Origin of the sequence: Mycobacterium sp. DL440, from assembly GCF_011745145.1 — a bacterium.
In the GTDB taxonomy this organism is placed as follows: domain Bacteria; phylum Actinomycetota; class Actinomycetes; order Mycobacteriales; family Mycobacteriaceae; genus Mycobacterium.
On record NZ_CP050191.1, the window covers coordinates 5,743,988 to 5,757,345 of the forward strand.

Annotated in this window: 12 protein-coding genes; 6 read left to right on the plus strand and 6 right to left on the minus strand. The window is 65.2% G+C overall.

The annotated features are described in order from the left end of the window. Positions 1-5: 5 nt before the first annotated feature. Positions 6-1,559 (plus strand): class I adenylate-forming enzyme family protein, encoded by a 1,554-nt coding sequence (locus tag HBE63_RS27960; RefSeq protein ID WP_166908116.1) that lies wholly within the window; start codon positions 6-8, stop codon positions 1,557-1,559. A gap of 1 nt (position 1,560) precedes the next feature. On the opposite strand, the gene HBE63_RS27965 is transcribed toward HBE63_RS27960, so the two are convergent. Further along, positions 1,561-2,058 carry a CAP domain-containing protein gene (locus HBE63_RS27965; RefSeq protein ID WP_371814832.1) on the minus strand — a complete coding sequence of 166 codons (498 nt, stop codon included), beginning with the start codon at positions 2,056-2,058 and terminating at the stop codon, positions 1,561-1,563. Between the two features lie 51 nt (positions 2,059-2,109). Between HBE63_RS27965 and HBE63_RS27970 the strand changes: the two genes are divergently transcribed. Next, positions 2,110-2,460, plus strand: a complete 351-nt coding sequence (locus tag HBE63_RS27970; protein ID WP_166908118.1) for a DUF732 domain-containing protein — start codon at positions 2,110-2,112, stop codon at positions 2,458-2,460. Here HBE63_RS27970 and HBE63_RS27975 read toward each other — a convergent pair. Both HBE63_RS27975 and HBE63_RS27980 read right to left on the minus strand, forming a co-directional pair. Beyond that, positions 2,439-3,755: a TetR/AcrR family transcriptional regulator gene (locus HBE63_RS27975; RefSeq protein WP_166908120.1), complete on the minus strand. Its 1,317-nt coding sequence runs from the start codon at positions 3,753-3,755 to the stop codon at positions 2,439-2,441. The genes HBE63_RS27970 and HBE63_RS27975 overlap by 22 nt on opposite strands. 53 nt (positions 3,756-3,808) lie before the next feature. Beyond that, complete coding sequence (locus HBE63_RS27980) at positions 3,809-4,117, minus strand: acyl-CoA synthetase (RefSeq protein WP_166908122.1); 309 nt, start codon at positions 4,115-4,117, stop codon at positions 3,809-3,811. A gap of 104 nt (positions 4,118-4,221) precedes the next feature. Here HBE63_RS27980 and HBE63_RS27985 point away from each other — a divergent pair, with 104 nt between their 5' ends. Next, on the plus strand, positions 4,222-5,421 hold the full coding sequence (locus HBE63_RS27985; protein ID WP_166908124.1) for an amidohydrolase family protein: 1,200 nt from the start codon (positions 4,222-4,224) through the stop codon (positions 5,419-5,421). Positions 5,422-5,427: 6 nt separating this feature from the next. On the opposite strand, the gene HBE63_RS27990 is transcribed toward HBE63_RS27985, so the two are convergent. Together HBE63_RS27990 and HBE63_RS27995 are read right to left on the minus strand one after the other, a co-directional pair. Then, complete coding sequence (locus HBE63_RS27990; RefSeq protein WP_166908126.1) at positions 5,428-7,032, minus strand: FAD-dependent oxidoreductase; 1,605 nt, start codon at positions 7,030-7,032, stop codon at positions 5,428-5,430. Positions 7,033-7,060: 28 nt separating this feature from the next. Next, entirely contained in the window at positions 7,061-8,215 is a 1,155-nt protein-coding gene (locus HBE63_RS27995; RefSeq protein ID WP_166908128.1) for an acyl-CoA dehydrogenase family protein, read from the minus strand. Between the two features lie 324 nt (positions 8,216-8,539). Here HBE63_RS27995 and HBE63_RS28000 point away from each other — a divergent pair, with 324 nt between their 5' ends. The 3 genes from HBE63_RS28000 to HBE63_RS28010 all read left to right on the plus strand — a co-directional run bounded on the left by HBE63_RS28000 (position 8,540) and on the right by HBE63_RS28010 (position 12,339). Next, a complete protein-coding gene (locus HBE63_RS28000; RefSeq protein ID WP_166908130.1) occupies positions 8,540-8,734 on the plus strand; it encodes a ferredoxin in 195 nt (64 codons plus the stop codon). 76 nt (positions 8,735-8,810) lie between these two features. Further along, positions 8,811-11,114 carry an acyl-CoA dehydrogenase family protein gene (locus tag HBE63_RS28005; RefSeq protein WP_166908132.1) on the plus strand — a complete coding sequence of 768 codons (2,304 nt, stop codon included), beginning with the start codon at positions 8,811-8,813 and terminating at the stop codon, positions 11,112-11,114. A 37-nt stretch (positions 11,115-11,151) separates the two neighbouring features. Further along, positions 11,152-12,339, plus strand: a complete 1,188-nt coding sequence (locus HBE63_RS28010; protein WP_166908134.1) for an acyl-CoA dehydrogenase family protein — start codon at positions 11,152-11,154, stop codon at positions 12,337-12,339. A 4-nt stretch (positions 12,340-12,343) separates the two neighbouring features. Here the strand turns inward: HBE63_RS28010 and HBE63_RS28015 are convergent, their stop codons facing one another. After that, positions 12,344-13,336 (minus strand): acyl-CoA dehydrogenase family protein, encoded by a 993-nt coding sequence (locus HBE63_RS28015; RefSeq protein WP_055111268.1) that lies wholly within the window; start codon positions 13,334-13,336, stop codon positions 12,344-12,346. Positions 13,337-13,358 lie beyond the last annotated feature (22 nt).

Genomic DNA, 13,358 nt, shown 5'->3' on the forward strand with positions numbered 1-13,358 from the left:
GGCCGATGGGCACCGCCGAGGCCGAAGATATGACGCTCGGTGACATTGTCACCGACAATGCGGTGCGCTTTCCCGACGTCACCGCCTACCGGCACCGCAACCGCACCGTCAGCCACGCGCAGTTGCGTGACCGGGCGGTGCGGCTGGTGTCGGCGATGTCTGCGGCCGGTGTGGGGCGCCAGGATCGTATCGCGGTGCTCAGCCGCAACAGCATCGAGTTCGGTGAGCTGAATGCGGCCATTCAGCTCAGCGGAATCATCATGGCGACCATCAACTTCCGGCTTGCCCCGCCGGAAATCCACGAGGCATTGCGCCGGGTGGAACCGTCGATCATATTCGTCGCCGATGAGTGGCTCCCGGTGATCGCCGGCCAGGTGACAGATCTTCCGTCGCAGCCGCTTGTGGTGGCCATCGGCGGTGAACCGCCACCGGGAGCCGTTGGCTACGAAGCCTTCCTGGCCACTGCCCCCAGTGCCGCGCTCGAGCTCGTCGCCGAGCCCGACGATATCGCCTACCTGTTGTTCACCAGCGGCACCACCGGTGCCTCGAAGTGCTGCATCCTGGGGCAGCGGGAGATGCGTGCGGTCGCGTACACCATGAACAATGAGATGTGGTGTGGCAGTGCTGATCGCGGGCTGATCACCATGCCGATGTTCCACGTCGGGGCACTTGCGATCGTCGGCGGCCTGCATGCCCGCGGCGGAACCGTGGTGCTGCAGCAGCAGTTCGACGTCGTCGATGCGGTGCGGTTGATTGCCGCGGAGCGGATCACGGTGTTGCACCTGGCTCCGGTCATGCTCAGCGCGCTACTCGACGCCGTGGGGGCGTGCGCGGACGTGGAATCCGTACGCACAGTGGTGTATTCGGCTGCACCGATGACAGCGTCCGTTCTGCGACGGGCGATGTCGGCGCTGCCCGGCGCGGGGTTCCTCAACCTGTACGGGCAGACCGAAGTCATCGTGTCCGGGCTCCCGCGGGAACTGCATGCCCTCGATGGCCCGGACGTCGAGGAGCGTCTGCGCTCAGTGGGTTTCCCGTTTCCTGGCACGCGGGTTCGCATCGTCGACGAGGACGGAAGGGACGTGCCGGCCGGGCACGCGGGCGAAATCGTCGTGCGGTCGGCCTCGATGTTCCGCGGTTACTGGCAGGACCTGGCGGCAACCGCGGCGACGCTGGGCGACGGATGGTGTCACACCGGCGACGTGGGCCGCGTGGGCCAACGCGGGCTGCTGTACCTGGTCGACCGCAAGAAGGACGTCATCATCAGCGGTGGGGAGAACGTCTACTCGCCGGAGGTCGAGGATGCGCTCGGCGCGCTCGACGGGGTGGCCGCCTGTGCTGTGGTCGGCTTGCCCGATGACCGATGGGGCGAGACGGTCTGCGCGGTTGTCGTGCCGAGAGCCGGCGCGTCGCCAACCCTGGAGTCGCTGCAGGACGGCGTCCGGGGACGCCTGGCTCGCTACAAGGTTCCGCGTCGGCTGGTGCTCGTCGCCGAACTGCCGGTGTTGGCCAGCGGCAAGGTGGACAAGAAGCGACTCCGCGCCCAACTTGCGGTCTGAGCTACAGGGCGGGTTGCCCGTATACCGCGACCACCACAGAACGCGCGAGGCTGTTCTCCGACCACACGCCGATGGCGGTATTCGCACAGTCCTGCATGATCGCTCGTCTCGGTGGGTCGGCCCACCACTGGCCGAGGATCTCAATGCCGCTGATGGCGATGGCTGGGTTGATCGCGACGGTCTCGCTGACCTTGCCTGCGAAGCCCTGCCCATTGGCCCGGTCCTGCGCGGTTGAGCCGTCAGAACCGATGTCGCCATCGAGGTTCGAGTTGTTGAGCACGTCGAGGGTATGCAGCCGGGCTGCCTCCGCCAGGCGGCCGTCCAGTTTCGGTTCGGTGGGGCAGTCGTTCTGTTTCTGCGCGGTGTAGATGTTGACGAACACGCTCTCGTTCAGCCTTTTGTTGTCGGCCTGAGCGGACGGCGCCACAACAGCGGGCGCCACAGTGAACATCAACGCCAGCGTCAACGTGCAACACCGGCCGGCACGGGAAAGCGACATGGTTGGAGAGACTACCGGTAAACCGATATATGAATTACCATTTCGGTACCTATGAAGCGATTCTTCTCATCCGTCGGATTCGCCGCGTTGTTCTCTGTCGTCATGGTGGGCGCGCCGGTCGCACAGGCGGACGACATCGGATACCTCGTCAACGTGACGGTGCGGCCCGGATACAACTTCGCCAACCCCGACCAGGCGCTCGCCTACGGGCACGGGGTATGCGACAAGATCGCGTCGGGCCGAACCTATGGCCAACTGGTCGGTGACATCAAGGCCGATTTCAACACCTCCGACGAATTCCAGGCGTCGTATCTGATATCGCAATCGGCGCAGGAGCTGTGCTCGGCCCAGATCTGGCAGTTGCGCAATTCAGCGGCAGGCTACGTCGGCGCGCCGGACTGAGCCCAGGCCGAGCGAAGCAGGGAGCGCCGCAGCAGGTTCACGATGAGGTCGGCAGCGCGGTCGTCGCCGTCGGATTCGTCGCCTGCCGTCGGCTCGGTCATCCGACCGAGAACGGCAAGGAATACCGCACCGGCTGTCCCGCGGTCGATGGCGTCCGGCAGTTCGATCGTCTCCAGCAACGCGTCCACCGCCTGCCGGACCGCCCAGATGCCGTGGCCGACCGCAGCGTTGGAGAGCTGCTCTGCGACGGTGCCGTCGAACCAGGCTCGGATGACGCCGCGATAACCGCGGTGGAATCCGACATAGCCGTGGACCCATTTCGTGAACGCGTCGGTGTCGGCGATCTGAGACAGGGCGGCGGCGGACTCCTCGATCTCGGCCACGGCCTCGCGGGTGAGTTCGGCGAGGATCTTGTCCTTGGTGCTGAAATATCGATACAGGGTGGCGCGGCTGATGTCGGCGGCGGCGGCGATGTCCTCCATGCTGACCGCGTAGTAGCCATGCTCGGCGAACAACCGCGAGCTGGCCGACAGAACGTCTCGCGCTGTCGGCGACGGTTCGGTGGTCACCGTGACCGGCTCAGCCGCAGTGCCGTCGGCGACGTCAGTTGGTGTGCCTGCCGACTCGTCGAAGATGTGAGGCGCAGCCACAGCCTCGGCCGGGGTATCGGGGAACAGCATGAGCTGCAAGGCGACGGTCAATGACCATGACACCACTTCGCGGGCAGGTAACGGGAACATCGCGCGGTGCCGGTAGAGGTGGACCATGTGCGGGATGCGCATGAGTGCCGCCGCCGCATCGTCGGAGCCGAGTCCCTGCAGCTGAGCCGCGTGTAGCCGGGCTGCCACGCGTCTGCGGTACTCCTCGGCGACTGGGCCGACATCGATCACAGACAGCTCGGTCCCGATACCGGGGTACTCCGCGAATGCCGCGGCGTGCGTGTCATAGATGTGGGCCCATTCGGTGAGCCAGCGGTGTAACGCCTCCACCCCGTCGACGGTTGGGCCGAGATCGCCGAGCCGTTCGCCGTGGTCGAGGACGGCCTTGCCGGCCGCATCGCTCAGCTCACGAAAGATGTCCTCCTTGCCGGCAAAGTACTGATAGATCGTCGCGCGCGACGAGTTTGCAGCCTTGGCGATGGTGTCCAGGGAAGTGCTGTGAAAGCCGTCGGAAAGGAAGACATCGGCCGCGCGGGCCAGGATGCGCTGGCGTGTGTGCAGGCCGCGTCGTCCGACACCGACATTGTCCAACGGCGCATACCCGGGACGACGTGTCTTGTCGGGCGTCGGCGTCATAAGGGAAGTATCCCGGTTGGCCAACCCGGGCCGACGGTGCCCTACTGCAGTTGTCATGGTGCCGGCGGTGGCGCCGGCAGGTTGCGCTTGGCCTTTCCGGGGTAGCCGAAGAACTTCTCGAAGTTGGCGTCGTTGATGGGCTGGGCGCTGTTCCGCTTCACGGCAGCGCGCAGTGCGGCCAGCCGGGCGCCCGCTTTCTCCACGTCTGCCTGGGACCCGGACAGCCTGAGTCTGTCGAGATTGGCTGCGGCCGTCACGATCTCGATGCGCAACCGCTCACCTGCCTCCCCGAAGGTCAGCAGGTCATGGTCGTCCTCGTCGACCCTCGCGCGGGCGTCGGCGGCTGGATCGGGATCAGTCATGTCGTGGCTCTCAATCGGTAGACGAACGTGTCCTACGTCATATAGTCTGTGAGATGAACCGTCAGAAAACAAGACGGAATGTCAGAAAAGGTAGGGGGCGTGTTGTGCCGCTTCAAGATGAACACCAGATAGTGTCCGTCGACGACCATCTCGTCGAGCATCCGCGGGTATGGCAGGACCGCCTTCCGCAGCGGTTCCTCGAAGCCGGGCCGCGGATTCTCGAGGTCGACGGTAAGCACCTGTGGAGTTATGACGGCCAGATCTTCCCGACCATCGGCCTCAATGCAGTGGCGGGCAAGCCCCCAGAGGAGTGGGGGATGGATCCGGTGCGCTATGAGGACATGATTCCCGGCTGCTATGACCCGGTCGCGCGGATCGCCGACATGGATGTGGATGGAGTGCAGGCCGCGCTGTGTTTCCCGTCGTTTCCTGGGTTCGGCGGTGGTACGTTCTTCCGTGCTCAGGACAAGGAACTGGCGCTGTTGTGCGTGAAGGCGTGGAACGACTTCTACATCGATGAGTGGTGCGCCACCGCACCGGATCGTTATGTCCCGCTGGCGATCCTGCCGGTGTGGGACATCGACGCGACGGTCGCAGAGGCTGAGCGAGTGGCGGCCAAAGGGGCTCGGACGGTGTCGTTCCCGGACAGCCCGGTGCCACTGGGGTTGCCGTCGTTTCATTCCGATCACTGGGATCCGTTGTGGCAGGTCTGTTCCGGCGCGCAGATGCCCGTATCCCTGCACTTCGGTTCCGGATCGTATGTGCCAGGGTTCTCGTTCTCTTCGATGAAGCCGGTGCCCGGCGAGATGGCGATGCCTGACGCACCGTTCGCCGTAGCGATCACCCTGTTCTCCACCAACCTGATGTGGACGACGGTCGACCTGTTGTTCTCCGGCAAGCTGCAGAAATTCCCGGACCTGCAGATTTCGCTGGCCGAGGGTGGTATCGGTTGGGTTCCTTACATCTTGGAGCGCTCGGACTACGTGTGGGAGCGGCACCGTTACTACCAGAACATCGATTTCGACACTCGGCCCTCTGATCTGTTCAAGAAGCATTTCTGGGGTTGCTTCATCGATGATGAGCATGGGTTGAAGAACCGCCACGAGATCGGTATCGACCGGATCACCCTCGAAATCGACTTCCCGCACAGTGATTCCAACTGGCCCAATTCACGCAAGCGGGCCGCCGAAGTGCTCGCCAACGTGCCCGACGACGAGTGCTCCCTGATCGTCGAGCAGAACGCCCGCCGCATGCTCAACTTCCCGCGGGTGTCCACCGGCGAACGTCAATTGGCCGGCGTGTGAGCCGGTTCAGGCATTCGCCGCGGACACCATTTCGGTGATGTCGATGAACTTCACGCGGGGCCGGGACACCTCGGCCCCGCGTTGGCGTTCGGCGGCGTCGATCGCCCGCCAGCCCGCCCATCCGATCGGTGACGATCCACGCTCACTGAAAAGCCGGGCGATGCCCGCAGGGTCAGCCACATCGGTGGCCAACCTGCCGGCGACGAAGTCCTCCAGCAGGGCGGCAACTGTTTCGTCCGCGCAGTTTCGGTTGGTACCGATGACACCACGCGGCCCGCGTTTGATCCACCCGGTCACATAGACGCCACGCACGGGCTGACCATCTTCATCGACGACCCGTCCGCTGGCATTGGGCACCACGCCTCGTGCTGCGTCGAACGACAGCGGCTCGACTGCCGAGCCTTGATATCCGATGGCCCGCAGAATCAATGGCGCTGCGATCAATTCGCCTTCCGGAGAGCCGTTGGTCGTCACGCGTAGGCCTTCGGCCCGGCCGGACCCGACGACCTCCGCCGGGGATGCCGCAAACCGGAAGACGATCCGCTTGTTTCCGGCAGTCTCTGGCCGGTCCGCGTACTCGCGGGCGATCCGGAGCTTGAGTTCAGTCTCGGCGTCGTCGTCCGGACCGGCTGCCAAGTCAATGCTGTCGATGATGACGTCGATCCCGGGTAGGTGACCGAGAGCGAGGAACTCGCCGGCGGAGAACGCCGCGTCGCGAGGATCACGTCGCGCGACAATCACGACCTCGCGAACCTTGCTGTCGGACAAGACGGCCAACGCATGCGGGGCGATGTCGGTGGCCGCCAGATGGTCGGCGTCGAGCAACAGCATCCGTGCGACATCCAGCGCGACATTGCCGTTGCCAACGATCACGGCCCGCTCACCGGACAGGTCAAACGTATGGTGGGCGTGGTCCGGATGCCCGTTGTACCAACCCACGAAGTCGACCGCTGAATGATTTCCAGGCAGTTCGTTGCCGGGTATATCGAGTTCTCGGCCGCGAGAGGCCCCGACCGCGTAGATGACGGCATGGTGATGAGCGAGCAACTCGTCGTGAGTCAGGTCCGAGCCGATCTCAACATTCAGATAACACCCAAACCTCTTGTTGCTGAAGACATGTTCGAAGATCCGCACGACAGACTTGGTGTGCTGGTGGTCCGGCGCCACACCCGCCCTGATCAATCCGAACGGAGTGGGGAGGCGTTCGAAAAGATTCACCTCGACTCCGTCGACACCGATCAGGGCAGCGGATGCATAGCAGGCGGCGGGGCCGGCGCCGACGACGGCGACCCGCAGCGCACCTGATTTGACGGCGTGGCGGTCCACCAGCGGAGCCGGGGTGTGCGTCTGCGGTGGGTGACGTTCGAAGTAGCCGGCGTTGATCTCGCGGAACCGCTCCTGGTCGGCCGGCAGGTCTTCGTCGTAGTAGATCGCGTCGACCGGGCATTCCTCCAGGCAGGCGCCGCAGTCGATGCAGGCTTCGGGATCGATGTAAAGCATTTCGGTGCCGGTGAATTCACCTGCACCGCTCACCGGGTGGATACAGCTCACCGGGCAGACCGGAACGCAGCTGGCGTCCTTGCAGCAGTTCTGAGTGATCACGTAGGCCACGATCAATCCCTTGTTCGTTGTGTGAGGCTTACAGAGTGCCGCGGGAGACCAGTTGCGCGGCGATGACGTTGCGCTGGATCTCGTTGGTGCCTTCACCGACGATCATCAGCGGGGCATCCCGGAAATAGCGCTCGACGTCGTATTCGGTCGAGTACCCGTAACCTCCGTGGATGCGGACTGCATCCAGCGCGATCTGCATGGCGGTCTCGGAGGCGAACAGCTTGGCCATGCCGGCTTCCATGTCGCAGCGTTCACCGCTGTCGTAGCGTTCGGCGGCATACCGGGTGAGCTGTCGGGCGGCGGTGAGTTTGGTCGCCATATCGGCCAGATAATTACCGACCGACTGGTGTTTCCAGATCGGCCGGCCGAAGCTCTCGCGTTCCTGCGCGTATTTGAGGGCGTCCTCGAGCGCTGCGGTCGCCACGCCGAGCGCCCGTGACGCGACCTGAATACGTCCGGTCTCAAGACCTTTCATCATCTGCGCGAACCCCTTGCCGGGCTCGCCGCCGAGTATCGCGGATGCCGGGACTCGGCAGTCGTCAAACGAGAGCTCGCAGCTCTCCACGCCCTTGTACCCGAGCTTGGGCAGGTCGCGTGACACCGTCAACCCCGGCCCGTGTTCGACCAAGACCACTGAGATGCCGCGATGGCGTGGCGACGCTTGCGGGTCCGTCTTGCACAACAAGGCGATGAGACTGGATCGGCGGGCATTGCTGATCCAAGTCTTCGCGCCATTGATGACCAGCTGGTCACCGTCGGCACGTGCCGTAGTCGTCATCGCCTGGAGATCTGAACCGCCGCCGGGTTCGGTGAGGGCCATGGTCGCTCGAATCTCGCCACTTGCCATGCCGGGCAGATACTTTTGCCGCTGATCCTCGGTTCCGTACAACGAGATCAGCTTCGCGACGACGGTGTGCCCGCCCATCGCGCCGGCCAGGCTCATCCAGCCCCGGGCAAGTTCCTGTGTCACTTGCACATAGCAGGGCATCGACACGGGTGAACCGCCGTACTCCTCGGGCACCGCAAGGCCGAAGATCCCGATGCGCTTCATCTGTTCGATCCACGCGTGTGGGTACTCGTTGGCGTGTTCGACCTCGCGCACCGTGGGCTTCACGTCGCGGTCGATGAACATCCGCACTGTCTCGACCAGCATGGTCTCTTCATTGTTGAGTTCGGACGTCATTCGTAGACCTCTCTACAGGCGGGCGACGCCTCATTAGTAGCGGATATTACTGTCAGAAGCAAATGGATTATGGCAGCGGTTCGCTGTGCAATATTCCGCAAATATGCACTGTAGACGGTATATATACCGTGCAGGACGAGCATGACAGAGATGTCAGATGTGGCAAGGCATTCGTGGCGGGTCGAGGTCGGCGCCTTCGGGCCGGCAACATGCGCCGAATCCGGTCTCTATACGATCTCGTGAACGATAAATAGTTAATCCTTTAGTCTTATAGGGTCAGGTTTCCGAACCGTCTACCGAGGACGGTCGAGTGGAGGAGGTCGCATGAAAGTTCGTCTCGAACAGTCGAAGTGTGTGGGTCACGCGCAGTGCTACGCCGTCGATCCTGATCTGTTCCCGATCGATGACTCGGGCTACTCGATTCTTGAGCCCACCGAAGTCGGGGCCGAGGACGAGCAGCTCGTTCGCGATGGCGTCGCCGCATGCCCTGAATTGGCGCTGGTGCTCGAAGAGGGGTGACCAAGGGTTGCCAATCGGCCGTCGCCGCGTCACTATGCTTACATAGTTAACCAGGTGATCGTAGTAGTGAGGTGTGATGCAGACAGCTGATTGGCGTGCAGGACTGGAATCGTTGCTCGCCGAATTCCACGATCGCCAGGGTCAGACAGCCCGGTCTGGCGTCAAACCGGATCGGATCGAGGCCGCACGCGCGTGGCATGCCGAACTGGTCGACAACGGGTTGGCCGCGCCGGGATGGCCCCGTACGGTCGGCGGCCTGGAGTTGTCGCTGAACGATCAGCTGGACTACTACCGGATGACCACCGACGCCGGCGCCCCGCCGCATCCCTGCCCCCTGTCGTTCATCCTCGCTCCCACCCTCATCGCGCACGGCACCCAAGAACAGAAGGACCGCTTCCTGAAGCCGCTGCTGCGGGCGGATGAGTTCTGGTGCCAAGGGTTTTCCGAACCGGGCGCGGGCAGCGACCTGTCATCGCTGTCCACCCGGGCGGTCCGCGACAGCGACGTATACCGGGTCACCGGCCAGAAGGTGTGGACCACGATGGCCGATCGGGCGGACTGGATGTTCGCGTTGGTCCGTACCGGAACCGGGCTGAAACCGAGCGAAGGCATCACCTATCTGCTGATCCCGATGAACAGTGCCGGGATCACTGTGCGGCCACTGCGTGACATCAGCGGTGCCGCGCACTTCGCCGAGGTGTTCCTCGACGATGTGGCCGTACCCGTCGAGAACCGGGTGGGCGAGGAGGGCGCGGGCTGGTCGATCATGCGGACCTCATTGGGTCATGAGCGGGCGACCGCGTTCCTCGCCGACGAATTCAAGTACCGACGCACTGCCGACCGGGTGCTCGAGTTGGTGGCATCCCGTCACCTCGACAGCGATCCACTGGTCCGCCAGGATGTCGGCCGGCTGGAATCCGGGGTACGCACCATCGCCGCCAACAGCGCCCGCGCGCTGGCCGCGGTGCTGCGCGGCGAGGACCCCGGTGGGGTGGCCTCGGTGAATCGGCTGGTGAAATCGGAGTTCGAGCAGCACCTGCACGCACTGGCACTGCGCGCGGTCGGCCCGTATGCCGCACTGGGCAGCCGCGCGCCCGATGCCGTCGACAACGGTCGCTGGACATTCGGCTACCTGATGAGCCGTGCCACCACGATCGGCGCAGGCACCGCCGAGATCCAGCGCAACACCATCGCCGAAAGTGTGCTCGGCCTGCCGTCACACCGCGGCGAGGGGAAGCGGACCGCGGCCGTCACCCCGGGTGCACCGCTGGCTGTGCCCGAAGAGGACGAAGGCGAACTACGCGGCGTGCTGGCGAAGGCGCTTTCGGCCAAGGTGGACGTGACGACGCTGCTCGACCGGAAACGCCCGATCGATGCCACCGACCCCGCCGTGTGGTCGACCCTTGTCGAGTTCGGCCTGCCCGGCCTGGCCGTAGCGGAGTCGCTGGGCGGCGCCGGCGCGCGACCGAGGCTGCTCTATGCGGCCATCGAGGAGGCCGGCAAAGCGTTGGCGCCTACCCCGTTGGTCGCGACGGTGATCGCGCTGGACGTTGCAGTGCAGTGCGCGGCAAAGGATTTGGTGCAGCGGATCACCGCGGGCACACCCGCAGCCTTCGCAGTGCCGTTGAACGACGGCGGTTGGGTGACCGGTGGACCGGAGCTGCCCGAATGGGACGGTGTCGGCCTGCACGGAGTGGTGCCGATCGTGCCGGGCGCACCGAGTGCCGAGGTGTTGATCGCGCTGGCACGCACCGCCGAGGGGGAAATGCTTGTTGCCGTTGACGCGGCCGCCGACGGCGTTGAGGTGACAGCACATCAGCCGCTCGATCTGACCGGAACCATCGGGGCGGTCACCTTCGCGGGTGCGTCGGGTGAAGTGCTGGCTGACGGTGCCGAGGTGCGTCGGGTGCTGCGCATCGCCCGCCGCCAGGCCCTGTTGGCGGTGGCGGCCGATTCGGTCGGAGTGGCCGCACGGGCGCTGGCGATGGCCGTCGAGTGGGCGGGTGAGCGCCACCAGTTCGGCCGGGCCATCGGAAGTTTCCAGGCGATATCGCATCGCTGCGCCGACATCCTGGTTGCGCTGGAAGGTGCCCGCAGCCAGGTGCAGGCGGCCGCAGAGGCCGATTTCGAAGAATCGGAGTACCTCGTGGACCTCGCCGCCGCGGCCGCGCTCGACGCGGCCGTCACTGCCACGGAGGGCGCCCTGCAGATCCACGGCGGCATCGGTTTCACCTGGGAGCATCCGATCCACCTGATGCTGCGCCGAGCCAAGGCGAACGCCGTGTTGGTCGGCCGGGCGGATGCGCTGCGCGACCGCGCCGCGGGGGAGTTGCTGCGGCCGTTGCAAGAGAAGCGACTTGAACAAGCGTTGACCCGTTGACCGGCTGACCAAGCCGAATCGAACAGAAAGACAGAACGTGGAATACGGTATGGGGCCCGAGTTGGAGGCCTTCCGCGCGCAGGTGCGGACATTCGTCGCCGAACACGCGCCCGCAATCCCGCCTCGGGCCGGCGTGCGCAGCGCCGAGAACGAGGCCGAACTGAAGGCGCTGAAGGAATGGACCGCGCGGTTGTTCGAAGCGGGCTACGTCGGCGCGGACTGGCCTACCGAGTACGGCGGCCGCCACGACCGTTCGGCCGAGCACGAAATCGTCGTCGGTGAGGAGCTGGCCCGGGCGGCGGTGCCCGGAGCTCAGGGGGGCAGCATCCTCGCCTCCCACGCACTCATCCATTACGGCACCGACGAGCAGCGCCGAAGGCATCTGCCCGAGATTCGTGCCGGCCGCCAACTGTGGTGCCAGCTGTTCAGCGAGCCCGGAGCCGGCAGTGATCTGGCGTCACTGCGCACCCGGGCGGTGCCCGACGGCGATACCTACACCGTCAACGGGCAGAAGGTGTGGACCACCGACGGGCACTGGGCCGACTACGGGTATCTGCTGGCCCGTACCGACCCAGACGCTCCGAAGCACAAGGGCATCAGCGCGTTCATCGTCGATATGTCCAGCGCGGGTATCACGGTGCGGCCGCTCCGGGAATTGACCGGAACCTCCGATTTCAACGAGGTGTTCCTCGACAACGTCACGCTGCCTGCCGAGGCGATGATCGGCACGCCGGGGCAGGGCTGGGCGATCGCGAATGCCACGCTGGCGCACGAGCGTACCGGTGTCGGTGCGGCGGTGGTGAAGCTGAAGTTGGCCGTTCAGGCTCTCACCGACCTGGCCCGGCGGGTGCAATGCGGCGGTCGCCCCGCCATCGAGAGCGATCTCGTGAAGGATCGGATCGGCGAGTTCAGCGCCGAGGTCGAAGCGCTCGCGGCGCTGACCTATGCGAACGTGACGCGATGGTCACGTGGTACCGAACGGATGCACGACGCCGCCATGGCCAAGCTGATGTTCAGTGAGGTCAACCTCGAAATAGCCCGCTTTGCAGTAGAACTCGGCGGCGAGGACGGTGTGCTGGTAGAAGGCGACGCGAATGTCCTCGACGCCGGTCGGTGGCAGGACGAGTGGTTGTATGCTCGCGCGTACACCATTGCCGGCGGCAGCTCGGAGATCATGCGGAACCTGATTGCCGAGCGTGGACTGGGCCTGCCGCGTGGGCGCTAGGCCCTTACGCGGTGACGAGTGCGGCGCGGTGTTCGGCGACCGTGCCGTCGAATGCCTCGTCGACCTTGATTCGGCGTAGCAGCAGATGCAGGTCGTGCTCCCAGGTGAAGCCGATACCACCGTGCACTTGGAGGGCGTCGCCGGCGACGCGGGCGGCCGCGGCCTTGGCGTATGCGGCGGCCGCAGAGGCCGCCCGCGACCGGGCCGCGCCCACCGAGGTATCCAGCGCGAGCGCGGCGGCCCACAGCGAGGCTCTGGCGGACTCCACCGCAACGACCATGTCGGCGCAGTGATGTTTGACGGCCTGGAACGAGCCGATCGGCACGCCGAATTGCTCGCGCTGCCCGGCGTATTCGACAGTCATGTCGAGCAACCTGGTCGCGGCGCCAAGCGCGTCGAACGCACGGTGCACGGCAAGCGCATCCCGCACCGCGGTCAACGTTCCGGCGGGCAGTTCGGTTCCCTCGGGCAAGGCGGCGACGTCGGTACCGTCGAAGTTCACTCTCGCCCACGAACGGGTCAGGTCGAGGGTCGACATGGCAATCAGCGCGGGAGCAGAAACGACCGACAGGTACTCCTTTTCGCCGGCCTCGCCCACCACCGCGACGGAGGCCATATCGGCGGCCATCGGAACCGGGGTGCTGGGCCCACGCCGGCCGGAACCGAACGCCAATCCGGTCAGCGAGCCCTCGCCGGTGCTGATCCCTGCTCTGTCGAGCAGCCAGGCGGCAACTGTCAGATCAGCGATCGGCAACGCGCTGGCCGCGTAACCGTGGGCCTCGGTGAGAACCGCGAGATCTACGTGGGTGCCACCCATTTCGGGGGTGAGCAGCGACAGCAAACCGGATTCCGTCGCGTGCGCCACTGCTGCCGGGTCAATGGTGATAGGTGCTGAATCCAGTGTTGCGCGGACGCGCACCAGCGGGTCGTTGCGGACCAGCCAGGCACGCTCGGCTTCTGCGAGTTGGTCCTGCTCGGCGGTCAGTCCGAAGTCCATCGTTCAATTCCCTCCACTACGT